We start from the raw sequence: 22,502 nt of genomic DNA, 5'->3' as shown, positions 1-22,502 counted from the left end.
CAAATCCCCAAACAACTATATTTCTAAGGGGTATCTTGTCGGTATTCCTGGTGGACTGAGGATTACATCTCTGGGAATAAAGAAGGCAGCGAGCTAATCTGAGCATTACGGTAATCGCCGGGCCTTTCCAATGCTTTTCGGCATGGTGGAATCCACTTCAATTCCGTGGAGGGATGATTTTTACCTTGAAGCCATACAAACCATCCATAACCAGTTGCAGTGGATGCTTTAGGATCCACACGGCCCTTTACCATCGGAACGCGTTCTGAGAACTGAGCAAAGATAGTCGGTGGGGTGGATCGAAAAATACCTTCGTACCGCCCCACACTTTCCAAGAATACAGTTCGAGCAAGTATGGCGAACCCACGGCGGGCGACGAAACGAGCGCGTTCCACGAACTGTTCCGCAAGCCGAAATGGTGGGTTCGTGATGACCCAATCATGTGATTGGGCTTCATAAGGGTATTTAAGGAAGTCTTTTACCTGACAGAAGCCGTAGGGATGAGCATCCGCAGCTTCAACCTTTACGAAGTATTCGTTCAATGGATTCGCCATGTAACCTCTACCAGCCGCAGGCTCCAGGCAACTCATCCCTTCTACATTATGAGTTCCGATGATGTGCTCAATCAACGCACGTGTTGCCCAAGGAGGTGTCGGGAAATCATCTGCACTATCTTTGGGCTCGAAACGTTGAGCCATAACAGCGTGAGAGGTGTTCTGCATTGATTACTCCTTCTTTGACAAATTGATCACGTAGCCTTGCTCCAAGCTGAAGCTCCTCACATCTTGCCTGCAACCTTGATGGCGAAGGCATATTCGAAGGCGATTTCTTCCAGCCGCTGGAAACGACCGGATTTGCCGCCATGGCCTGCCGCCATGTTGGTTTTCAAGAGATAAGGTCCGGCGTCCGGCGCGGTGGCACGCAGGCGGGCAATCCACTTCGTCGGCTCCCAATAGGTCACGCGCGGATCGGTAAGACCGGAGATGGCGAGGATCGGCGGGTAGGGTTTGTTACCCACATTGTCGTAAGGGGAATAGGCGGCGATCCAGTTATATTCCTCTTCCGACTCGATCGGGTTGCCCCATTCCGGCCATTCCGGCGGCGTCAGCGGCAGGGTGTCGTCCAGCATGGTGTTCAGCACATCGACGAAAGGCACGGCGGCGATGATTCCGGCGAACTTCTCCGGCGCCATATTGGCAATCGCGCCCATCAGCATGCCGCCAGCCGAACCACCTTCGGCAATAATGTTGTCAAAGCTGGTGAAGCCTTCCTTCACCAGATGATCGGCCGCAGAAATGAAGTCCTTGAAGGTGTTCTGCTTCTTCTTCATCTTGCCGTCTTCGTACCAGGCAAAGCCCTTGTCCTTGCCACCGCGAATATGGGCAATGGCATAGACGAAGCCGCGATCCGCCAGCGACAGCGCATTGGTGGAGAAGGAAGCGGGAATCGTAACGCCATAGGCGCCATAGCCGTAGAGCAGGCAGGGCGCCGAGCCATCCAGAACCGTATCCTTGCGGTAAAGCAGCGAAACGGGCACCAGTTCGCCGTCATGGGCAGGGGCCATCACGCGGCGGGTGACATAGTCATCCGGGTTGTGGCCGGAAGGAACTTCTTGTGTCTTCAACAGCACGCGCTCGCGGGTCACCATGTTGTAGTCGAACAGCTGGCTCGGCGTCGTCATGGAAGAATAGGAGAAGCGGATGACATCGGTGTCATATTCCGCAGCACCGTGCAGGCCCAGCGAATAGGCCTCTTCGTCGAAGGCAATCGCATGTTCCTCACCCGTCTTGCGGTCTCGCACCACAATGCGTGGCAGACCATCGCGTCGTTCCAGCCAGATGAGATGGCGGGCATAGGCTGCGTGGGACAGAATAAGACGGCCTGGCTCATGCGGCACAATCTCGGTCCAGTTTTCCTTGCCCGGTGCCGAAACCGGCGCTTCCACGATCTTGAAATCCTTGGCGTCGCCGTCATTCGTCAGGATGTAGAACACATCGCCGCCCTCGGTCATCGAATATTCGATGCCTTCCTCGCGCTCGGCCACCAGTCTTGGCTCGGCTGTCAGGTCCTTGGTGGACAGGATGCGGTATTCGGAAGTTTCGTGGTCGTGAATGTCGATGAAGATGAAATCATCGAGTAGAGAGCCGCCAACCCCCATGAAGAAGCCGGGATCCTTCTCCTCATACACCAGCCGGTCGGCAGATTGCGGCTGGCCGATGATGTGGTGGAAGACCTTGGAGGGGCGGTGGTTCTCGTCCTGCAGCGTATAGAAGAAGCTCTTGCCATCGGGCGCCCACGCCCCGCCGCCGGATGTGTTTTCCACCACATCGGCAAGATCTTCCCCAGTCTCGAGATTGCGCACCCGTAGCGTGAAATATTCCGAACCCTTGTCGTCATAGCCCCAGATGCCGTGGCTGTGGTCGCTGTTTTGCCCAAGACCACCCAGACGGAAGTAATCCTTGCCCGCCGCTTCCTTGTCGCCATCCAGCATCACATGCCGTTCGCCGCCATCGCGGGGGGTCCGAAAATAATGCGGCTGCTCGCCGCCGGTCACAAACAGTGTGCCATAGGCATAAGGCCCGTCTTTCACTGGAATGGAGCTGTCGTCTTCCTTGATGCGACCCTTCATTTCGGCAAACAGCTGCTTCTGAAGCTCTGCCGTATCGCCCAGCGCCGCCTCCATATAGGCGTTCTCCGCCTCCAGATGTGCCCGGATCTGCGGGTCGAGAATGGATGTATCCTTGAACATCGCCTGCCAGTTGTCGGCGCGGAACCAGGCATAGTCATCCGTGCGCGTCACGCCGTGGCGGGTGTCCGTCTTTGGCTTCTTGGGTGCAACAGGCGCTGAAGGAAGGTTGGAAAAGGCTTTGCGTGTATAGGCCAACGGGCAGTCTCCGGCATCAATGTGAATGTGCCCCAGAGATAGGCGGAACATCGCGTCATAACAAGCGGGCATCCCGCGTGCTTTCAGCCGACGCCCGCGCCAAAACCTGATCACATTTTACATTTTTGCAGTCCGATGGGTAGCCAAGCGGGGGTCGCTTGCCTAGTTTCCGGCCCGTCCGAGTCATATTGGATGGAAACCGACATGATAAAAACCATGACTGCCGCGGCACTGGTTCTGACCGGTGCGGCGAGCCTACCAGCCCACGCTCTCGATGACAGCATCATCCGCCAACTGGATCGCCTGACCCCGGATGAACGGCGCGAACAGCGCTGCGATATCGAAGCCATGAGCCGGATTGCGAAGCAGGGCGAGGGTTACAAGCCAGACAAGGTGATTGCCTATACCTTTGCCGATACGGAGGAAACTGAAGGCCTGCTCAGAGCCCCCGGCGCCGTTTTCCGCAGCGCGGGCGATTGGTATCGCCTGAAATACAAATGCAAGACAGCGGAGGATGGCCTCACCATCCAGTCCTTCGATTACAAGGTCGGTTCCAAGGTTCCGCGTGAGGACTGGGGCGAATACTACCTCTACAACTGAGATGGCGCCGGGGTGTTTACCCCGGCAGTTGCGGCACCGTCTTGCGTTCGGGAAAGAGTTCCTGCGCAATCGTCATCACGATCAGCGAGAGTGGCAGGGCCAGCATCGCTCCAATCGCGCCCCACATCCAGGTCCAGAACAGGATGGCGATGAAGACGAGGAAGGGGTTGATTTCCCATTGCCGACCCATGACCGCCGGAAACAGCAGGTTCTCCATGATCAGGTGAATGGTGAAGAAAGCAAAGGCCGGAAGAAGCCCGATCAGCAGCGTATCATGCGAAAGAACGCCCGCCACAGCAACGGAAAGCGTCATCAGCGTGATGCCGAGATAGGGCACGAAGCTGGAGAGAAAGGCGAAAATACCCCACAGGATGGGCATGGAGAGGCCGCCGAAATAGGCGATCAGCGTCATGACTACGCCGAGACCGAGATAGATGAGGCTGGCTGTCGCGAAGTAATAGCCCAGAACCTCCTCGACCGCGTTCAGGATGCGGATCGTCAGCAAACGCTGGCGGCGGGACGGAAAAGCCATGATGATGGCGCGGCGTAGTTTCAGCCGACCATAGAGAAACAGCAGAAGGCCCGCAAAGAAGATGAGCGCCTGAATGATGGCCGGTGTGACGCTGGAGGACAGGACGCCCAGAATATTGGTGCTGTTTTCCATCAGCTTTTCCATGGACATCGGACCGGTCTCGAAGGTCGCTGGCGTAATGTTCAGCCAGTGATGCTGTTCGAGAAAGGGCGTGATGCGGGCAAGCGCCTGCTCCACGATCGTCGGGCCTGACTGGACGAAGGTCGCAACGGGTTCAGCGAGCGCATTGACGATCAGGAAGATCGACACCATCACGAGACTGGAGAGAATGAAGGCAATGCCAAAGCGCGGAATCCCGTATTGGCCCATGCGCTCGGCCACCATGCCAAGGATCATGCCCACAACGATTGCCAGTGTCACCGGCTTCAGGATCAGCGAAAGGTGCTGCACGACAGCAAAGCCGATGATCAGGAAAATGCCGATCACCGCCCAGGCTTTGGCCACCTCCAGCGCCTCGCGACCGAGGGGGGAGAACTCGGTCGTGTCATTGTTGTAAACCGCCAGCTCGTCCTGCCGCGCAGCCTCGTGTTCCAGAACCTGCCGTTTGTGGCGGGCATTCTGCCGGCTTTGACCGGCCACTGTCGTTCCCATGAAAAACCCCCTGAATGATGGCCTTCAACGCACAAACAGGGGACAGGTTCCAGCTGGTGGGTGAACGGATCACCTTTCAGTGAGCAAGATTAAGCCCGATCCCCCACGGGTCTTTCAGCGTCCAGCCGGAGGCGGTTTTGCTGGTGGGAATTTCCAGCTTTTCCAGCGCCGCCAGCGCATTTGTCAAAGCCGTCTCATCGGCAAAACGCAGGGTGTAATCGCGAAGGCCGCTCATGGCATCCTGTCGCGCCGCCGCACCCCGGCTGTTCCAGATATTGGCCGCCACATGGTGGTGATAGCCACCCGTTGAGAAGAAGCTTGCACCGGGAACGCTTGCCATGATCTTCAGACCCAGCACATCGCGGTAGAAGGCATCGGCCTCCGGAATATTGCCGACCTGCAGGTGAATGTGGCCAATCGCTGTGCTGGCCGCCATGCCGCCGAAACGTTCCTGCGGGGCGCTGTCATAGAGGGCCTGTAGATCCAGCCGGTTGGTCGCCATCTCCACCGTCCCGTCTGCATGGTAGGTCCATTCCAATGGCGAGCGATCCCGATAGATCTCGATGCCATTGCCTTCCGGGTCGGAGAGATAGATCGCCTCGCTAACAAGATGGTCCGATGCGCCATCAAGGCGGAGACCGCTATGGGCGGCATGCGCCAACCACGAGGCCAGTTCCCGGCGGTTGGGAACCAGGAATGCCGTGTGATAAAGCCCAGCCGCATTGCGCGGCGCGGCCTTGACTTGCCCACTGGTGGAAAGGGTGAGAAGCGGTGTGCCATGCGCACCCAGAACCACGCCGCTCGGGGTCTTCTCAAGCACCGAAAGGCCAATCGCCTTCTGATAGAACCCGCTGACCAGATCCAGATCCCGCACCACCAGATGCGCCGCATCCACATGCGCGGGTCGGGTCAATGCAAAGGGCAGAGTCGTATCGGACATGGGATAAGCCTTGGGCCGTGTTCAAGATGCTCCGAATATGAGCGCACGCGTGCGTTCAAGAAAGATGTCTCGCCGACGAAACTTTGTTCACCAATACCGAACGATGATCGGCTGCCCGGAGTTTGATTTCCATCAAGGCGCCTTCCGCTTTCAAGACGGAGAATGGGTTCATCAAATCTCGGGAGATCACGCACATGTACGCATCCATTGTCGTCGCCATCGATATCGCCCAGCTGGACCGTGGCGAGCAAATTCTGAAGAAGGCCGTCGCGCTTCTGGATCAGGGCGGCAAGATCGCTCTCGTCAACGTGGTGGAAGAACTGCCGAGCTATCTGGCGATCGATGTTCCCACGGATCTTCTGGGGTCCGCTCGACAGGAAGCGATGACGAAGCTTCAGGACCTACGGGAAAAGGCGGGAATTTCAGCCAGCATCGATGTGCGCACCGGAGCTCCGGCCCATGAAATTCTGGCGGCAGCCCAGGTTTACGGCGCAGATCTCATCGTGCTTGCCTCGCACAAGCCGGACTTCTCCAATTATCTCATCGGTGCGACCGCGGACCGCGTCGTGCGCCACGCCAAATGCTCGGTTCTCGTAGACCGCTGATCAGGAGAATCAAAATGGATACGCATCATTACCAGCAGGTGCTTGAAGCGCGCCGCAACGAGCTTGATCGCCGTCTGCACAAGATCGAGGCTGATCTCGATCAGCCTTGCAATCCGGATGATGACGACCGGGCAATCGAGCGCAACAATGATGAAGTGCTGGAAAGCCTCGGTGAAGCAGGCCAGAAGGAACTGGCTTCCATTGAGGCGGCGCTTGCCCGCATTCAGGCAGGCACCTTTGGCACGTGTGTGAGATGCGGCGAGCCAATCAGCGAGGCGCGCCTTGCCTCCGTTCCTCATGCAGCGCTCTGCTGTACTTGCATGAAAGAACAGTAGTACCGAAATGACGCCACCGTCATTTCCCTGACGATCTTTGAACGCGCATGACACAAAGTGATGCGCGTTTTCATAAATCATCCGTTGTCTCTCGGTAAGCTCTTCGGCACATTGCGATTCTGTTCGAAGAGTGTTGGGACGATATGACGGAACTGTTTGCCTTTGGGCGCAGATATGATTTTCATGAAATCGTGGCCGATGGCGTGGTGCACGGCATTGGCATCGTGCTGGCTTTGATTGGCGTCACGGCACTGATTTTCTATGCAACGCTGTGGGCCAGCCATGGCGAACTGGCGGCCGCCTGGGTTTATGGCATTGGCCTGCTGCTCTGTCTTTCGGTCTCTTTCACCTACAATATCTGGCCGCATTCCCGCACCAAATGGATTTTGCGCCGGTTCGACCACTCGGCCATTTTCGTTCTGATTGCAGCCACTTACACGCCATTCCTGCAAAAGGGCGCGAATGATCCGCTGATCTTCGGCATGCTGATCTTTGTCTGGGCGGTGGCGGCACTCGGCATTACGTTGAAATGCGTCTTTCCGGGGCGGTATGACCGGCTTGCCATCCTGCTCTATCTCGGCATGGGCTGGAGCGGTGTCGTGGTCGTGGCGCCCCTGTCTCAGCTTTTGCCGTCCATCACGCTTTGGCTCATCGTCATCGGCGGTGTCATCTATTCGCTCGGCGTCATCTTCCATGTTTGGGAACGCCTGCGTTTCCAGAATGCCATCTGGCACGGCTTTGTCATCTCCGCCGCCATGGTGCATTATTCTGCGGTGCTCACCTGCTTCAGCCTCACGCCCGCAAGTGCGTGAGGCGGTGCTGGACCTATCCCCACATCATCTGATAAGCGAGACGAAACGTTTATCATAGTGGACAATCCCATGAGTGCTGCGCCCGTCATCCGAGAGGCCACCGAGGCCGATCTTCCCGCCATCCTCGCCATCTATAACGATGCGGTGGCGAACACGACGGCCATCTGGAACGATAATCTGGTCGATCTCGAAAACCGGCGCCAGTGGTATGCGGTGCGCAAGGCGAGGGGCTTTCCCGTTCTTGTGGCAGATCGCGTGGGCGAGGTGGCCGGTTACGCGGCCTATGGCGAATGGCGCGCCTTCGAAGGCTTCCGCCACACGGTCGAACACTCGGTCTATGTGCACAATCAGCATCGCGGCGCGGGCATCGGTCGGCTGCTGATGACGGAACTGGTGGAGCGCGCGAAAGCGGGCGGCATCCACGTGATGGTCGGCTGTATCGAGGCGGAAAACAAGGCCTCCATCCGTCTGCATGAGGCGCTGGGCTTCCGCCATGTCGGAACCTTTGCGCAGGTCGGCGTGAAGTTTGGCCGCTGGCTGGATCTCACCTGCATGGAACTCAGGACCGGCAGCGGCGATCCGGTCTGAGCGCTTGGAACGCAAGGCGCAGGGCCGAGAGTTTGAGGGGGCATTCCAGGAGAGGTTCGCGCCTCTGAAAAAATCGTGAAACGCCTTAGTCGCCATTCCGCCGGTCAAGGATATCTCGCGCCCGCCGCAGCGCCTCTTCCGGGCTGCTGCCGCGATGATATTCATCGGTGATGATCCGGCGAAGCCGGGATTTCAGGTCTGATTGTCCATCCTCGCCCTGGGGTGCCGTGGTCGCGGGAAGAGAGCGATTTCCGCCGGAATGTAACCCGCTCTGGAGATCGTTACGCACATCAATCAGTGCACCGAGCATAGGATCACCCACTGTCTCTCCCGGTGCATAGGCGGCTGGCTGTCGATGAATGGCACCCGTGCCCATGCCTGTGCCGATGCCTGGGCCCATGCCTTTGACCTGAAGACGATACCACAGTTGAAGAGCAAGAATGCCAAGCAAGCTCGCAGGCGGCGTGAGGATCGTCAGCGCCTTGATCCAGTCAGATGAAGCCTGCCACGTATCCAGCAGGTCGGCCCAGAAATTGTAATCCGGCATTCCCTCTATCTCCCCAAAATCACCTCGCAAGACGAAGCGACCACCGGAGGCGCGAACCTCTGGTGGCCGGGGAGCTAGAAAAATCGCCACAGAACGACCGCCCTGACCTTTAAGCCGAAGCTCTGGACATAGTCAGGGCCTCCCCGACCATAGAGACTGGTGGGAAGTGGATCTTATAGACATAAGACCACCGCCTCAGCCACGAACCTATGGCTGAGGGGTGTCATTTTGACGGTCGACACCGACCGTCTGCGGCACAGAGTTTTCTAGGCTCCGGGAAAGGCCCGTTACCGCCCTTCCTGCCACAACCATAGGATATACGCGCTCGGTGTGAAAATGAATTTTCCTGACAGCGAATGCTTGGCAGTTGCAGAACACACACCGGTTCACACCGGCTCGAACACCATCGAGTGACCGTTGATGCAGTAGCGCAGGCCGGTTGGTGGCGGGCCATCGGGGAAGACATGGCCGAGGTGTCCGTCGCAAGAGGCGCAGCGGATTTCGGTGCGCACCATGCCATGCGAGGTGTCGCGCAGTTCACGCACGGCATCGGGCTTCACCGGCTCGAAATAGCTTGGCCAGCCGCAGCCGGAATCAAACTTCGTGTCTGATAGAAACAGAGGCTCGTTGCATCCGGCGCAGCGATAAAGTCCCTTGTCCTTGGAATTCCAGTAGGGGCCGGTAAAGGCGCGTTCCGTGCCCTGCTGCCGCAGAATGCGATACTGCTCAGGCGTTAGCTGCTCGCGCCATTCGGCATCGCTCTTTTCGACCCTCGTCTTGACGTCGCTCATGGGTTTCTCCTTCTCTTTCTCGCTAAGATAAGAATGTAAAGGCCGATCACAAAGACGCCAGACGGCTGTTTTTTGCCTAAAATCATTGAGCCAGCTGTTTTGTTGCCGTAAGGAGTCTGCACCCGTCCCGCGGGATTCTCGTCAATAGTGTGCCGTCCGGCGCATGCTTCGCAGCAATTTTCAGAAAGGAAGCACACACAGTGATCACCCTGTTTTGTCTCCTGCTTCCCTTCCTGGCCGCCGTCGTTGCTTCGCCGCTGACCCGGAAGTTCGGACACAATGCTGCGTGGTTTCTGGCGCTGGCGCCCGCCTGTTCCTTTCTCTACTTCGCGTCTCATCTGCCGGAGATCGCCAATGGTGAGGTCGTCACGGGCGGCTATGCCTGGGTGCCCAGCCTCAACCTGTCCTTTTCGTGGTTCATCGATGGGCTATCGCTCACCTTCGCGCTGCTGATTACCGGCATCGGCACGCTGATCGTGCTTTACGCGGGCGGTTATATGAAGGGCCACCCGCAGCAGGGGCGCTTCTTCGCCTTCATCCTGCTGTTCATGGGCTCCATGCTGGGCGTCGTGGTGTCGGATAGCTTCCTCATGCTGTTTGTCTACTGGGAGCTGACCTCGATCACCTCCTTCCTGCTGATCGGCTTCGATCACACGCGGGAAGCGGCACGGCGTTCGGCCTTGCAGGCACTGGTCATCACCGGCGGCGGCGGTCTTCTACTCCTGGCCGGTCTGCTGTTTCTCTGGAACATCAGCGGCATCACCCAGCTTTCGCTGCTCATCCACGGCGGTGATCTGGTCCGCGAAAGCCCGTTCTATCTGGCGGCGCTGCTGCTCATTCTGGGCGGCTGCTTTACCAAATCGGCGCAGTTTCCCTTTCATGCCTGGCTGCCCAATGCCATGGAAGCGCCAACGCCGGTTTCAGCCTATCTGCATTCGGCAACCATGGTGAAGGCGGGCGTCTATCTTTTGCTGCGGCTCAACCCGGTTCTGGGGCAAACACCCGCCTGGGAAATCCTGCTGCCCTTCTTCGGTGGTATTACGCTGATTGTCGGCACCTTCCTGTCGCTGCGGCAGACGGATCTGAAGCTGATGCTCGCCTATACAACCATGGCCTCGCTCGGCCTGCTGGTCATGCTCACGGGCTTTGATACGCAGCACGCCATTTCCGCCGCAGTGCTCTATCTGGTGGCGCATTCGCTGTTCAAGGGCGCGCTGTTCATGGTGGCGGGTATTGTCGATCACGAGGCGGGCACGCGCGATGTCACGCGGCTTGGCGGTCTTCGTTCGGCCATGCCCATTACCTTTGGCGCGGCGCTGCTCGCTGCCTTGTCCATGGGCGGGCTGCCGCTGTTCTTTGGCTTTCTTGCCAAGGAAGAGATCTATTATGCGCTGGCAGGCGGCAATCTGCGCGCCATGCTCTTCACCGCTGTTGCCGTCATCGGCAATGCGCTGATGTTTGCCATTGCTTTCGCCGTGGCGCTGAAACCCTTCCTCGGCAAGCCGGTAAAGACACCGAAACATGCGCATGAGGGGCCGGTTCTGCTGTGGCTTGGCCCGGTGGTGCTGGCGGGTCTGGGGCTTTTCGCGGGTCTGTTTTCCTCAACCGCCCATCGCTTCATTTCGTCACCCATGGCCAGCGCCATTGAGGACAAGCCGGTTCAGGTGACGATGTCCACCGTGCCGCATCTGGGTATGCCGCTTCTGCTCTCCATCATCACCGTGGCGCTCGGCGCTCTCGTCTTCTGGCGGCTGGCGCAGGCGCGGGTGCTTATGTCGCGTTTCATCGATGCACTGGGGCCGGGACCGGACCGCGCGTTCGATGCCTTCATCGCCGGACTGGTGAAGTTCTCCAGTGCCGTCACGCGCATCGTGCAGCCGGGACGCATGGATGTCTACGTGACAGCCACCTTCGTTCTGGTTGCCGTAACCCTGCTTGTGCCGCCCATTGTCTATGGCGAGCTTCCGGCGCTGCCGGCATGGCCTGTTGATGTCATGCTGCATGAATGGGTCTTCCTCGCCATCGCCGCCATCGGCGTAGTCGCCGTGCTCACGGCCAGCAACCGTCTTACGGCCATCGTCGCGCTCGGTATTCAGGGCTTCGCCGTCGCCGTTCTCTTCCTGCTGTTTGGTGCGCCGGATCTCTCCTTCACCCAGTTCATGGTCGAAACACTGTCCGTCGTCATCCTGGCGCTGGTCATGACGCGGCTGCGACTGATGCCATCCGATCATCGCCCAGTCCTTCAGAAGCTGGGGGATGGCGCGGTCGCCGTCGCCTGCGGTCTAGGCTTCATGCTGCTGCTGCTGAAGGCGACGCAAGGCACGTTCAACAACAGCCTGACGGAATTCTTCAACGCCTACTCCAAGGTCATCGCCCACGGAGCCAATGTGGTGAATGTCATCATCGTCGATTTCCGCGGCACGGATACGCTGGGAGAAATCGCGGTGGTGATGATCACCGGCCTTGCCATCCTGGCCCTGATCCGCATCCGTACAGGTTCCACCACCCTCAAACCGCGCGATAACGATCCTGATGCACCGGAAGGAGAAGGCGCATGAATACGCTGATCTTTCGCACCGTCGCGCCGTTCCTGACGGCGCTGATGATCGTGTTTTCGATCTTCGTTTTGCTGCGCGGCCATAACGAACCGGGCGGCGGCTTCATCGGCGGGCTCATCGCGGCATCGGCCTTTGCAATCTACGGCATCGCCTATGGCGTGGCGGCGGTGCGCCGGGCGCTGTGGTTTCATCCGCTGTCGATCGCCGGGGCAGGGCTGATGCTGGCCGTCGTCTCCGGCCTGATTTCGGCTTTCGCTGGCGTGCCCTTCATGACGGGATTGTGGATCTATCCGCATCTCTTCGGTGTGGAAGTGCCGCTTGCCACCGTCATGTCCTTCGATATCGGCGTCTACCTGGTGGTCGTCGGTTCCATCACCTCCATTGCGCTGGCTCTGGAAGAAAAGGATGATGCGTGATGGAAACACTCTTCGCGGTTCTTGTCGGCATCCTGTTTTCCGCTGCCATCTATCTCATGCTGTCAAAGCAGTCGGTGCGCGTGCTGCTGGGCATTGCGCTGCTCGGCAATGCGGTCAATCTGCTGCTGTTCACCTCGGGCAGGCTGACGCGGGAAGTGCCGCCCATCATCGCGGCGAGGCTGGATGTGCTGCCGGGCAATACGGCCAATCCGTTGCCGCAGGCCCTCATCCTCACGGCCATCGTGATTTCCTTTTCCTTCTTCGCTTTCCTGCTGGTGTTGACCTATCGCGCCTTTCAGGAACTCGGCACGGACAACACCGACGAAATGCGTCTGGCCGAACCGAAGAACGAACCCCTGCCACCCACCGGTTATTGAGGACGGACCATGGCTTCTCCATCCTCCACCCCCGTCGATCTGTCACAAGCCTTCGTCATGGCCCCTCCGGGCCTTGGTGAGTGGCTCGTTATCCTGCCGCCCGCGCTGATGATCACCGCAGGCGCTCTTCTGATGATGATGCGCCACCGCGTTGATCGTCACGGCTTCATTGCCATCCCGGCGCTCGTGGCTCTGGTGCTCATCGATGCAGCGCTGTTGTTGAAGGTTTCCACCGGCGGGCCGGTGACCATGATGATGGGGCGCTGGCTGCCACCCTTTGGCATCGCCTTTACGGTGGATGTGCTGGGCGCGCTGATGGCACTCGTCTCGGCCCTCGCGGGCCTCGCGGCGGCTATAGCGGCACTGACGGATATCAGTGATAGCGGTCGCCGCTACGGTTTCTTCCCGTTCCTGATGCTGCTGATGGCCGGCGTTTCCGGCGCCTTCCTGACAGGCGATGTCTTCAACCTGTATGTCTGGTTTGAAGTGCTGCTCATCTCGTCCTTCGGCCTTTTGATCCTCGGGTCCGAAAAGCAGCAGATCGATGGTGCGCTGAAATACGCCGTTCTCAACCTGATCGGCACCACGCTCTTCCTCATCTCGGTCGGCTATCTCTATGCCATCTTCGGCACGCTCAATATGGCGGATATTGCGCTGAAAGCGCGGGAGATTTCCGGTGCGCCGCTGATGACGCTCTCGGCGCTGTTCATTCTCGCCTTCGGTATGAAGGCGGCGGCCTTCCCGGTCAATTTCTGGCTGCCGGCCTCCTATCATACGCCGCGCATCACCGTGTCGGCACTCTTCGGCGGCCTGCTGACGAAGATCGGCATCTACGCGCTGCTGCGCGTCATGGTCATGCTGTTTCCGGTGCAGCGGGAAGAGTTGAGCTTCGTGCTGGCGGTTGTCGCTGTTCTCACCATGGTCCTGTCCGGCTTTGGCATGCTGGCCCAGAACGATTTGCGCCGCATGGCGGGCTTTGCCGTCATCCTCGGCATTGGCAACATGCTGGCGGGCATCGCAACCGGCACCATGGTCGGCCTGTCCGGTGCCGTGCTCTATGCGCTACATTCCATTCTGGCCATGACTGCGCTCTATCTCGTAATCGGCCGGGTGAAGGCGCTGACCGGTTCCTGGACGCTCTCGGCAGGCGGCGGCATTTACAGTGTAGCGCCCGGCTTTGCCTTCGTATCGCTGGCGCTGTTCCTGGCGGTGGCGGGCTTGCCGCCCTTCTCCGGTCTCTGGCCGAAGATCATGCTGGTCAAGGCATCGGTGGATATCGGCGCCTGGTGGCTGGCGGCGGGCATTCTCATTTCCGGCTTTCTGGCCACCATCGCGCTTGGCCGTACCTTTCTTCTGGCCTACTGGCGTCCTGCTGCTGAAAGCCCCGCTTCCAAACGCGCTACCTCTAACGTCACCAGACCGCAACAGCAGGACCGGCTGGCGGCTGTCGCGATCCTGGGGCTGGCAGCCCTCATCGTGCTGTTCGGCCTGTTTCCCGAAGCGCCATTATCCTTGTCGCAACAGGCAGCGACCGGTCTTCTTGACCCACAGTCCTATGTCCGTTCGGTCTTCCCGCAAGGAGGTGCGCAATGACGGCGCTTGGCCTCAACCTGCTTCTCGCCATATTGTGGATCGCGGTCAGTGGCAGCGCCACCTTCGTCAACTTCCTGTTCGGCTTTCTGGTGTCTGCGCTTGCCATCGGGTTGATCCGCGAACAGGCGGAAGGCGTCAGTTATCTGCGGCGGGTACGCTTCATCCTGTCTTTGACGATCCTCTTCTTCAAGGAACTGGCGCTGTCGGCCTGGAAGGTCGCAACACTCGTCCTGCGGCGGGATATGGACCTGAAGCCCGGCATCTTCGCCTTTCCTTTGACGGTGGACCGCGATTTCGAGATCACGCTGCTCGCCAACCTCATCACTTTGACGCCCGGAACACTGTCGGTGGATGTCTCGGAGGATCGCCGCACGCTGTATGTGCACGCGATCGATTGCTCCGATCCCGAAGGCACCAAGCGGGATATCGCCGAAGGGTTCGAGCGCAAGATCATGGAGGCGTTCCGCTGATGATGGCAGAAACCCTGTTCAATTTTGCAGTATGGCTGGGGCTGGCGATCTTAAGTGTCGCCTTCCTTCTGACGGTCTATCGGGTGGTGAAGGGGCCGACGCTTGCCGACCGCGTTGTCGCGCTGGATATGCTGGTTGGCATCGTCATCGGCTTCATCGCCATCATCGCGGTCAAAACGGGCTTTACGCTCTACATCGACATTGCCATTGCGCTCGGCCTTGTCGGCTTTCTGGCAACCGTTGCCTTTGCGCGCTTCATCCTGTCGCGTCAGACAGCGGACGAAGAGGGCGATAAGGCAGACGGGGCGCGGGCAGAAACGGCCTCGCATACTAACACGAGAAGGGTGCGCTGATGGCAGACTTCTTCAATTCCTTGTTTTTGCTGGCTGTTGCAATCATCATTGTTGCGGGAAGTCTGTTTTCTCTGGTTGCGGCAATCGGTCTCAATCGATTGCCGGACGTGTTCACGCGCATGCATGCCGCTTCCAAGGCGGGCACGGTGGGGTCCGGTCTTCTGCTGCTGGCGGCAGGCCTTCACGCAGGCGAGCTGTCCATCTTTTTTCGGGCTTTGGCCGGGTTCCTGTTTTTCATTCTGACGGCGCCCATTTCGGCACATCTTCTGGCACGTGCAGCGCATGAGGTTGGCTACAGGTTGCATGAAAAAACAGTGATGGACGAATTGCGGCGCGACAGACCTCTTGAATAACGTGGTTACCGTTCCAAATAGAGGGGCCGCTTGCGCTGCATCGCTTTGGTCAGGAAATACTATAACCTCTTTATTGGGCCAGATCAGAATAAACACATGCAAATTGTATTTGGACTTTGTTCGGAACGGTGTTATTCGCATTGATGCAGAGTACGAATATTGACGTCCGCTTCGCTCATCCGGCTATATGCCACTTCCAAGATCTGGTTTCATGGTTGTGGCCGCTCTAGTGTTTGTTGAGTCTTGCGGAATGCCAAGTAATCCGATCTCGTTCTGTGGTTGTCCCTGTCGAGCCTAGGGGTGGGTTCGGATCATCTTGAAGCAGGTGCAAAACATGGGCGAGATCGCTGTGAAAATGGCGGGCGGCTTGCCGCTTGCCGAGCTAACAAAAACAGGAGATCTACGATGACTGAACTTGCAGCAGGCAAGGCGCCCGATTTTTTGGTGGAATTGACCGCCGATATCGTGGCCGCCTATGTCAGCAATCATGTCGTGCCGGTAGGTGATCTTTCCAACCTGATCGCCGACGTGCATTCCGCCCTCAGCAACACCACGTCGCCTGTTCCGCAGCCGGCTGCTGTCGAAAAGCCGAAGCCGCCTGTTCCGATCCGCAAGTCGATCGAAGATGACTATCTGATCTGCCTGGAAGACGGCCAGAAGTTCAAGTCGCTGAAGCGCCACCTGATGACGCATTACAACATGACACCGGAAGAATATCGCGAGAAGTGGGGCCTGCCCGCCGACTATCCGATGGTTGCTCCGGCCTATGCGGAAGCCCGTTCGCGCCTTGCCAAGGAAATGGGCCTCGGCCAGCGCCGCAAGCGCGCCAAGTAATACCAAATGTCGCCGATAGGGACCAAAAGCGCCCGGTCCTCCGGGTGGCCGGATTTCCTTCCCCGACTTTGTCGCAATCCTCGACCGATGCAGGAGCATCGCTCTCCGGTATGCGTCCCACGTCAGATGAAGGCCTCCGGTCCGACGCAATAGGTTCCTATCATCGACATTTGGTATAAGCGTCCTATCCCCGGACCCGATCCATCGGGCGCCGGGTGATATGTCTCGGCCTGCGCGACCTGCGCAATGACCGTTACCAGTTCTAAAGGGTGAAAATGCGACTAGTCTGCTTGCGTGCAGTGGTCGAATCTTCCCCCTTCGTCGTGACTGCTTTGCGGTTGGGGATTGAGATCCGCAATAGGAAGAAAATCAAGTCTATTGTGGACGGTTAGGCTATAATTCCCAGAAAAATGACCGTAGCCTCTTTTCAGCGGAGGCTGGATGGCGTTATAAATTATGAATTAATTCCTACATCGAGGAGTTGTTCATGTTATTCGAAGATTCAATTTCGGCCTCTACCTCCGCATTTTTCAGCCACGATCCGTTGCAAACGTTTCATACGGGTAAGGGGGGGCGTTCACGTTTACCATCGCCATCGCGCTCCCGTCTGACACAACATTGCCTACAGATGGAACATATGGTGCTCGGCATCGAGGATCTCCTGCCGATTGTCAGCCGGTCTCGTGATCGGATCCGCGAGCGAAACAGCCGCCTGATTACGCTCTATCTCTGCCATGTCGTGCTCGGAATATCGCAGGTCAAGCTCGCCCGAATCTTCGGCCTATCGCGCACCTCCGTGCGAGAAACCTGCCAGGCGGTCGAGAACAGCCGCGATGATCTCCATCTGGATGTCGTGCTCGAAATCGTCGGCCGTCTTGGCGCGCGTTTCGCCTATCAGCAGAAGGTCGATATCAATGGCTGAAATGGTTCAGTTGCCCAGGTTGCTACGTACTCTGCTTGCCGCACCGGATGGGCTTGCCGCGGTTCTGAATGCCGATGAGCTGATACTGAGGCAAGGGCAGGGCGCAAGCCATAGCTTTCCCGCGATGGCCTATGAAGCGGCGCAATCGCGCGGCCTCGTCGTGTGGTCTGGAACCATGCTGCGCGCGCAGCCGGAGGCGCGCGCCTATCTGCGCCGCGCGATGGCTGAACGGGAAGAGGAAGGCTTTGCCGCCCAGCACCGGCAGGAGGTGCGCATCGAGGTGGAGATTGCCGGCGAGAAGCAGACCGTGACCCGCAATCTGCTGGAATCGCCGCTCGGCCATCTTCGTCGGTTGAAGGATCGTACCGGCGCACCGTTCCTGCCGCAGGAGGCGGTGGAAGCGGGCGACCGGTTGGCTGCGGATTTCGAGCGCGGCCAATTGCAGCCAAGCATCACATCCACCTGGGAACCCCGGCTGGCAACGCGTGGCTCAGGGCAGGGCGGCGGCAAGCAGGATCTATCCGATAGCGCAATGATGGCGCGCGATCGCCTCTGGCGCGCCGTCGACGCCATCGGGCCGGAACTTGCCGGTGTCACGCTGGATGTCTGCTGCTTCTACAAGGGGTTGGAGCAGGTGGAACGCGAACGCGGTTGGCCCACCCGTTCGGCAAAGCTGATGCTGCGGACAGCACTTCTGGCGCTTGCCCGCCACTATGCTCCGCCACCGGCCAAGCCCCGCCGTCATCAGTGGGGAGCCGAGGATTACCGCCCCGCTATCAGCCGCTGAAAAGTCATGCCGCCGCGTGGGCTGCCTCGTTGCGAATGCGCTTCACCATGGAGCGCAGTCCGTTTGCCCGCTGGGTGGACAGGTTTTCTACGAGGCCGATGCGGTTGAAGATTTCGATGACATCGGTCGCGGCGATCTCGGAGGCGCGCTTGCCCGAATAGGCGGCAAGAACGATTGCCACCAGGCCGCGCACGATATGCGCGTCGGAATCGCCCTCGAACGTCATGAGAGGATCCGTACCTTCTTGCGTATGGGAGACGAGCCACACCTGGCTCGCGCAGCCATTCACCTTGTTTTCTGCGGTCCGCTTGTCTTCGGGCAAGTCCGGCAGCGCCTTGCCGAGTTCGATCACATAGCGATAGCGATCTTCCCAATCGTCCAGAAAGGCAAAATCTTCAATGATCTGGTCGATGCTGGTCATGCTGTCTCCGCCAAGCGTGTGATCTTTCCATATAGGAACTTCACCCGGCAACGGAAACGGAAAAAAACGCCGCAGGAACAGGTTTCTTGCGGCGTCAGCAATGCTGAAAGTCAGGGGCAGTAACAACCTTCACCGGGGATGCCCGGTGCCGGGATCAGTCAAATTTCGTTGCGATTGGTCGTCAGGCTACCGGTCTGGCCGCTTCATCGGCAGGGGAACCACGGTTCCGGTCACGACGGCATCGGAGGAAGCGCTAGTTCTGTCGCTGCCGGGTTTTGGCGGCATCGGCTGCAGTTCGGGCCTGGCAACCGTGTTCGTTACCATGGTGGCCGGGGCATTGGCGGCCAGTTTTGGCTGCGCTGCTTTCTCTTCCGCCAACTGTTTATCGAGGAATTCGAAGGCAACGCGGGCGCCTTCCTTGGCGCGGGCGGTCAGGGCAACGAAAGCCTCTCCGCCTTTTTCGCATACCTCGGGTTTTTCGGTGCAGAGCGAACTGATGTAGCTATAGGCGCCGCTTGCCGCCGATATGGCCTCGGCCAGCTGGAGCTGGTTCGCTCCGGCTTCCTTGGCATCGGGCGTGTGGGTGCTGAAGTAGGATAGCACCACCAGCCCCATGCCGAAAACCACACTCGTCTTGAAGAGGAACCACATTGCTGTTCATCCGCTCGCTTGCTTTGTCACCGGCTTGTTCTCGCCGGATCTGTTCTGACACACACACTAGAACGCAGGCAAAAACGTCCCGTTGCGGTAAAAGCCAGCATTTTGATCAATATTGTCTCGAATTTTAGTGATCACGTCGGAAGGCACCATTTCAGCCAATTTGAAGCGCATTTTAGGCGTTTGTGTTAAGCATAAATGTGGCAAAGCCTCGCAGTTTCCGGGCCTTCCACAGGTCATTAGCGCCCCACTGGTTAACGAAACCGCGAAAATTGAGGGAAATCCGATGCTTACCCTCGGTTAACCACGACCGGAATTGCCCCGTTCCGAAACATTCAAAACTGCTTTTCCGGCGCTTCAAAGGGGGTTTTCGGGGTCTGCTTTTATAGTTTCCTTAAACCCCCGGAGCCTATGGTCGCCTATCCGAGATTCGCGATTAGGTATTGGTGTGCGCGTATTCAGAAACATCGGCGGCAGGGCTCTCCAGGCGGTAGACCGTGCGGTCCGGCATTGGCTGCATCTGGTGGCCGATCGCGAAGACGTGCGCGCAGCCGATGTGGTCGCGCTCAGGCTTCTGGCGCTGGTGTGCCTGGTCAGTCTCTTCGTTCTGCCCGTGCTTTCCGTGCTGCTGTTCACCCCGGCTCTCGCTTTGCCGGTGGCGGCGGCGCTAATGCTCGCCTGCCTCGTCTGCGTCACGGCGGCGGGCCTCGTGCTCATGCGCGATCGCACGCATTATAATGACACTGCCGAAGAAGCCCTGCCGGAATTCTCTGCTTTCGAATGTGGACCGGGCATTTCCTTTCTCTGCGATATGCAGGGCAGGATCAGCCGCACCGGTGGCCGCGACCGCCACCTTCTGCCTGCCTCGCGTTCTCAACCCAACGGTTTGACCCTTGCCGAGCTCGTATATGTTTCGGATCGCATCGGCGTTGCCCAAGCACTGGATCGTCTGCGCCAGGGTGCCGAGAGTGCTGCCGTGGAAGCGCGCCTGGAACATGGCCTGGATCAGCAGGGCGGTCGCCAGTTCCTGTCCGCCATCCTCGATATGACGGCCATCTTCAATGGCGATGGTGAGCTAAGCCAAGTCTATGTCCAGATGCGCGACCAGAGCGATGCCGCGACGCTTCGCGAACAGGTCGCCCTGCATTCGGCAGAGGCGCACTCGGCCAATGAGGCGAAGTCGCGCTTCCTCGCCGCCGTCAGCCATGAACTGCGCACGCCGCTCAACGCCATCCTCGGGTTCTCCGATGTGCTGATCGGCGAGTATTTCGGCAAGCTTGAAAACGATCGCCAGCGGGAATATGTCGGCCTCATCCGTCAGTCCGGCCACCATCTGCTCGGCGTCGTCAACGCCATGCTGGATATGAGCCGCATCGAGGCGGGGCGCTATGAACTGCTGACAGAAAGCTTCGAACTGGCGGAGGTCGTGGAAAACTGCCGCGCCATGCTGGATCTTCAGGCCCGCAATCGCGGCGTGACATTGGCAACCCGCGTGCCCCGCAATCTCGGTGAACTGGTGGCCGATCCACGCGCTGTGCAGCAGATCCTCATCAATCTGGCCGGTAATGCGATCAAGTTCACCGAAGCGGGCGGCGTCGTCACCATTGATGCCCTGCGTGAGGGGCACGAGATCAAGCTCGTCGTCAGCGATACGGGCATCGGCATTCCGGCGGAAAAGATTTCGCTGCTGGGTCAGCCCTTCGTCCAGGTGCAGGATGGTTATACCCGCAACTTCGAAGGCACGGGTCTCGGGCTTTCGCTGGTCAAGGGGCTGGTTGGCCTGCACGGTGGACAATTCACCATTGAAAGTCGCCTGGGCGAAGGAACCGTGGTAACGGTGACCCTTCCGGCAAATGGTCCGTCGATAGCCGAAAACATGCCATCTGATCAAACTGCCGCCTGGACTGCGGTAGAAGAAACCGTCGAATTTCCTCCCCGTTTGCATGCAAAGGCAAATGCGACTGTAACGAGTAGACAGGGAATTGCGCATGACCGCGCGGAAGCGAAAAGCGCCTGATCGCAGAAAGGCGCCGGTAAAACAGCCGGGCCTGCTGGTGCAGGCTCTCACGGCACTCAGCCGTGCGCTCACCCGGCATCCGCGTCGCGTGGCGGGTCTTCTCAGTGTCGGCGTGGCGTCCAGCTTCGTGGCGGCCAATGCGCTGTGGTATCAGCCGGAAGGCCACCCCGCGCCCTTCTTCAGAACGCGCGATGCAATGGACCCGAACGGCATTGCCGGTTATCGTCCGCTTGCCCGTCCGCACGATAGCGATGTGACAACCATCCGCATTCAGCGCGCGACGGATGAAGATCTGCGCCAGATCATCCGCGCAGAAGCGCCGGCTCCTGCAAAGCAGCCCGCCACCGTTCAGGCCGCTCAAATCCCGGCGAGCCAACCTCCCGCCACACAGCCTGCCGCGCAACCTATGTCGATTGCTGCAGCCATCCATGCCGCCGAGCCGCAGGCTTCCGTTGCGAATACACAGGCAAATACGAGCACCAATCTTGGGCATCCCGTTCCGGAACAGCCGGTCGGCTCCATCAAGGGCCCCATTGCGGTGCCGGTGCAGCGGCCCTCCGGCAGCCTGAAGGGTGAGGATCCCGTAGCCGCCGCCATTCGCACCGCAGAACGTGGCACCCCGGCAGCGCAGGCCATGCCACGACCACCAGCGGATATTCCGGCCGCATCAAAGGCCGCGAAGCCGGATCAGGCACCGCTGCAGCCGCAACCGGCCTCGGTCACGCCGCGTGTTCCGACAGCCAACGGCCTGCCTCCGGCCACGGTTCAATCTCCCGCCAAACAGGCGGCGAGCGCCCAAAGTCTTGCCAATCATGCCCCCGCTACCTTGCCTACGGGGGAAAACGCCAATCTTATCATGCAGATCCAGCGCGGGTTGCTGAACATCGCCTATACGGATGTTACGGTGGATGGCGTGGCCGGGGCGCAGACGAAAGCCGCCATCCGACATTTCCAGAAGCACTACCGCCTGCCGGAAAACGGCGAGCCTTCCGAGCTTGTCCTGCGCAAGCTGAAGTCCATCGGCGCGCTTTGAAGTATTTCGTCCAAACTATCCGGTGATCAAGTGGATAGTTCAGATCCTACTTCGGATGCTCCTGTGCAAACACCAGCAGATTCCAGGTCACAGGCCCCAGCACGATGTGTTCGTGGTGATGGGTCGGAATAGCTTGTCCCTTGGCAAGGGCAATCTCATTGCCGCAGGCCTTGCAGCGATAAATGCCGCTGTTGAACACGATTTGTCCGGGCTTGTAGGTCTGGTCAAACGCCCCGACATCGCTCTGGCACATGTGGTGGGCATATTTGTACTTCGCCATTGGGTCTCCGTCATGGATTGCGCTCGCCGGTGACAAAAGCTTAGGCGCGTATTTCTTAAGCCTTTTCAAAATCATCCGCTCAATTGCCCCGGATTGGTGCGAATTTACGCTTACTGAAGCGAAAAGCGCCACGCATTGTCTCATTC

General features: G+C 58.9%; 26 protein-coding genes. 17 read left to right on the top strand and 9 right to left on the bottom strand.

Annotated features, from left to right (window positions below; genetic code table 11):
* Nucleotides 1–62: 62 nt before the first annotated feature.
* Both E8M78_RS12650 and E8M78_RS12645 read right to left on the bottom strand, forming a co-directional pair.
* Nucleotides 63–722 (bottom strand): SAM-dependent methyltransferase, encoded by a 660-nt coding sequence (locus tag E8M78_RS12650; protein ID WP_137135366.1) that lies wholly within the window; start codon nt 720–722, stop codon nt 63–65.
* Nucleotides 723–778: 56 nt separating this feature from the next.
* Nucleotides 779–2,884 carry a S9 family peptidase gene (locus tag E8M78_RS12645; RefSeq protein WP_246658307.1) on the bottom strand — a complete coding sequence of 702 codons (2,106 nt, stop codon included), beginning with the start codon at nt 2,882–2,884 and terminating at the stop codon, nt 779–781.
* Nucleotides 2,885–3,088: 204 nt separating this feature from the next.
* On the opposite strand from E8M78_RS12645, the gene E8M78_RS12640 reads away from it, so the two are divergent.
* On the top strand, nt 3,089–3,484 hold the full coding sequence (locus E8M78_RS12640; RefSeq protein WP_137135365.1) for a DUF930 domain-containing protein: 396 nt from the start codon (nt 3,089–3,091) through the stop codon (nt 3,482–3,484).
* Nucleotides 3,485–3,500: 16 nt separating this feature from the next.
* Here the strand turns inward: E8M78_RS12640 and E8M78_RS12635 are convergent, their stop codons facing one another.
* Complete coding sequence (locus E8M78_RS12635) at nt 3,501–4,667, bottom strand: AI-2E family transporter (RefSeq protein ID WP_137135364.1); 1,167 nt, start codon at nt 4,665–4,667, stop codon at nt 3,501–3,503.
* A gap of 76 nt (nt 4,668–4,743) precedes the next feature.
* A complete protein-coding gene (locus E8M78_RS12630; RefSeq protein ID WP_137135363.1) occupies nt 4,744–5,607 on the bottom strand; it encodes a VOC family protein in 864 nt (287 codons plus the stop codon).
* Between the two features lie 194 nt (nt 5,608–5,801).
* On the opposite strand from E8M78_RS12630, the gene E8M78_RS12625 reads away from it, so the two are divergent.
* The 4 genes from E8M78_RS12625 to E8M78_RS12610 all read left to right on the top strand — a co-directional run bounded on the left by E8M78_RS12625 (nt 5,802) and on the right by E8M78_RS12610 (nt 7,947).
* Nucleotides 5,802–6,212 (top strand): universal stress protein, encoded by a 411-nt coding sequence (locus E8M78_RS12625; RefSeq protein ID WP_137135362.1) that lies wholly within the window; start codon nt 5,802–5,804, stop codon nt 6,210–6,212.
* A gap of 14 nt (nt 6,213–6,226) precedes the next feature.
* Nucleotides 6,227–6,547, top strand: coding sequence for a TraR/DksA family transcriptional regulator (locus tag E8M78_RS12620; protein ID WP_137135361.1), 321 nt, complete (start codon nt 6,227–6,229; stop codon nt 6,545–6,547).
* 143 nt (nt 6,548–6,690) lie between these two features.
* Nucleotides 6,691–7,359: a hemolysin III family protein gene (locus E8M78_RS12615; protein WP_137135360.1), complete on the top strand. Its 669-nt coding sequence runs from the start codon at nt 6,691–6,693 to the stop codon at nt 7,357–7,359.
* A 69-nt stretch (nt 7,360–7,428) separates the two neighbouring features.
* Nucleotides 7,429–7,947, top strand: a complete 519-nt coding sequence (locus tag E8M78_RS12610) for a GNAT family N-acetyltransferase (protein WP_137135359.1) — start codon at nt 7,429–7,431, stop codon at nt 7,945–7,947.
* Between the two features lie 85 nt (nt 7,948–8,032).
* On the opposite strand, the gene E8M78_RS12605 is transcribed toward E8M78_RS12610, so the two are convergent.
* Both E8M78_RS12605 and msrB read right to left on the bottom strand, forming a co-directional pair.
* Nucleotides 8,033–8,494, bottom strand: coding sequence for a protein kinase (locus E8M78_RS12605; RefSeq protein ID WP_137135358.1), 462 nt, complete (start codon nt 8,492–8,494; stop codon nt 8,033–8,035).
* Between the two features lie 386 nt (nt 8,495–8,880).
* Complete coding sequence (gene msrB / locus E8M78_RS12600) at nt 8,881–9,285, bottom strand: peptide-methionine (R)-S-oxide reductase MsrB (protein WP_137135357.1); 405 nt, start codon at nt 9,283–9,285, stop codon at nt 8,881–8,883.
* Nucleotides 9,286–9,485: 200 nt separating this feature from the next.
* On the opposite strand from msrB, the gene E8M78_RS12595 reads away from it, so the two are divergent.
* The 10 genes from E8M78_RS12595 (at nt 9,486) to E8M78_RS12550 (ending at nt 17,948) form a co-directional block, all read left to right on the top strand.
* Nucleotides 9,486–11,843 carry a putative monovalent cation/H+ antiporter subunit A gene (locus E8M78_RS12595; RefSeq protein ID WP_137135356.1) on the top strand — a complete coding sequence of 786 codons (2,358 nt, stop codon included), beginning with the start codon at nt 9,486–9,488 and terminating at the stop codon, nt 11,841–11,843.
* Complete coding sequence (locus E8M78_RS12590; RefSeq protein WP_062552882.1) at nt 11,840–12,259, top strand: Na+/H+ antiporter subunit B; 420 nt, start codon at nt 11,840–11,842, stop codon at nt 12,257–12,259. The genes E8M78_RS12595 and E8M78_RS12590 overlap by 4 nt, the downstream gene beginning before the upstream one ends.
* Entirely contained in the window at nt 12,259–12,636 is a 378-nt protein-coding gene (locus E8M78_RS12585; protein WP_137135355.1) for a Na+/H+ antiporter subunit C, read from the top strand. The genes E8M78_RS12590 and E8M78_RS12585 overlap by 1 nt, the downstream gene beginning before the upstream one ends.
* A 9-nt stretch (nt 12,637–12,645) precedes the next feature.
* Nucleotides 12,646–14,229 carry a Na+/H+ antiporter subunit D gene (locus tag E8M78_RS12580; RefSeq protein ID WP_137135354.1) on the top strand — a complete coding sequence of 528 codons (1,584 nt, stop codon included), beginning with the start codon at nt 12,646–12,648 and terminating at the stop codon, nt 14,227–14,229.
* Nucleotides 14,226–14,699 carry a Na+/H+ antiporter subunit E gene (locus tag E8M78_RS12575; RefSeq protein WP_137135353.1) on the top strand — a complete coding sequence of 158 codons (474 nt, stop codon included), beginning with the start codon at nt 14,226–14,228 and terminating at the stop codon, nt 14,697–14,699. Before E8M78_RS12580 ends, E8M78_RS12575 begins: the two co-directional genes overlap by 4 nt.
* Complete coding sequence (locus tag E8M78_RS12570) at nt 14,699–15,052, top strand: cation:proton antiporter (RefSeq protein ID WP_137135352.1); 354 nt, start codon at nt 14,699–14,701, stop codon at nt 15,050–15,052. Before E8M78_RS12575 ends, E8M78_RS12570 begins: the two co-directional genes overlap by 1 nt.
* A complete protein-coding gene (mnhG, locus tag E8M78_RS12565) occupies nt 15,052–15,405 on the top strand; it encodes a monovalent cation/H(+) antiporter subunit G (protein ID WP_137135351.1) in 354 nt (117 codons plus the stop codon). The genes E8M78_RS12570 and mnhG overlap by 1 nt, the downstream gene beginning before the upstream one ends.
* Nucleotides 15,406–15,810: 405 nt before the next feature.
* On the top strand, nt 15,811–16,239 hold the full coding sequence (locus E8M78_RS12560) for a MucR family transcriptional regulator (protein ID WP_062552876.1): 429 nt from the start codon (nt 15,811–15,813) through the stop codon (nt 16,237–16,239).
* A 487-nt stretch (nt 16,240–16,726) separates the two neighbouring features.
* Entirely contained in the window at nt 16,727–17,161 is a 435-nt protein-coding gene (locus E8M78_RS12555) for a hypothetical protein (RefSeq protein WP_137135350.1), read from the top strand.
* A complete protein-coding gene (locus tag E8M78_RS12550) occupies nt 17,154–17,948 on the top strand; it encodes a DUF6456 domain-containing protein (RefSeq protein ID WP_137135349.1) in 795 nt (264 codons plus the stop codon). The genes E8M78_RS12555 and E8M78_RS12550 overlap by 8 nt, the downstream gene beginning before the upstream one ends.
* A gap of 4 nt (nt 17,949–17,952) precedes the next feature.
* Here the strand turns inward: E8M78_RS12550 and E8M78_RS12545 are convergent, their stop codons facing one another.
* Nucleotides 17,953–18,369, bottom strand: coding sequence for a SufE family protein (locus tag E8M78_RS12545; RefSeq protein WP_137135348.1), 417 nt, complete (start codon nt 18,367–18,369; stop codon nt 17,953–17,955).
* Between the two features lie 186 nt (nt 18,370–18,555).
* Complete coding sequence (locus E8M78_RS12540) at nt 18,556–19,020, bottom strand: DUF5330 domain-containing protein (RefSeq protein WP_137135347.1); 465 nt, start codon at nt 19,018–19,020, stop codon at nt 18,556–18,558.
* Between the two features lie 454 nt (nt 19,021–19,474).
* Here E8M78_RS12540 and E8M78_RS12535 point away from each other — a divergent pair, with 454 nt between their 5' ends.
* Entirely contained in the window at nt 19,475–21,043 is a 1,569-nt protein-coding gene (locus E8M78_RS12535) for a HAMP domain-containing sensor histidine kinase (protein WP_137135346.1), read from the top strand.
* Nucleotides 21,015–22,076, top strand: a complete 1,062-nt coding sequence (locus E8M78_RS12530) for a peptidoglycan-binding domain-containing protein (protein ID WP_137135345.1) — start codon at nt 21,015–21,017, stop codon at nt 22,074–22,076. Before E8M78_RS12535 ends, E8M78_RS12530 begins: the two co-directional genes overlap by 29 nt.
* A gap of 46 nt (nt 22,077–22,122) precedes the next feature.
* Here the strand turns inward: E8M78_RS12530 and E8M78_RS12525 are convergent, their stop codons facing one another.
* A complete protein-coding gene (locus E8M78_RS12525) occupies nt 22,123–22,356 on the bottom strand; it encodes a hypothetical protein (RefSeq protein WP_137135344.1) in 234 nt (77 codons plus the stop codon).
* Nucleotides 22,357–22,502 lie beyond the last annotated feature (146 nt).

It is taken from the genome of Rhizobium sp. FKY42 (assembly GCF_005222835.1).
Taxonomy (GTDB): domain Bacteria; phylum Pseudomonadota; class Alphaproteobacteria; order Rhizobiales; family Rhizobiaceae; genus Neorhizobium.
Note: the sequence above shows the minus strand (reverse complement) of the source record. Positions and strands in the feature narration are given on the sequence as shown.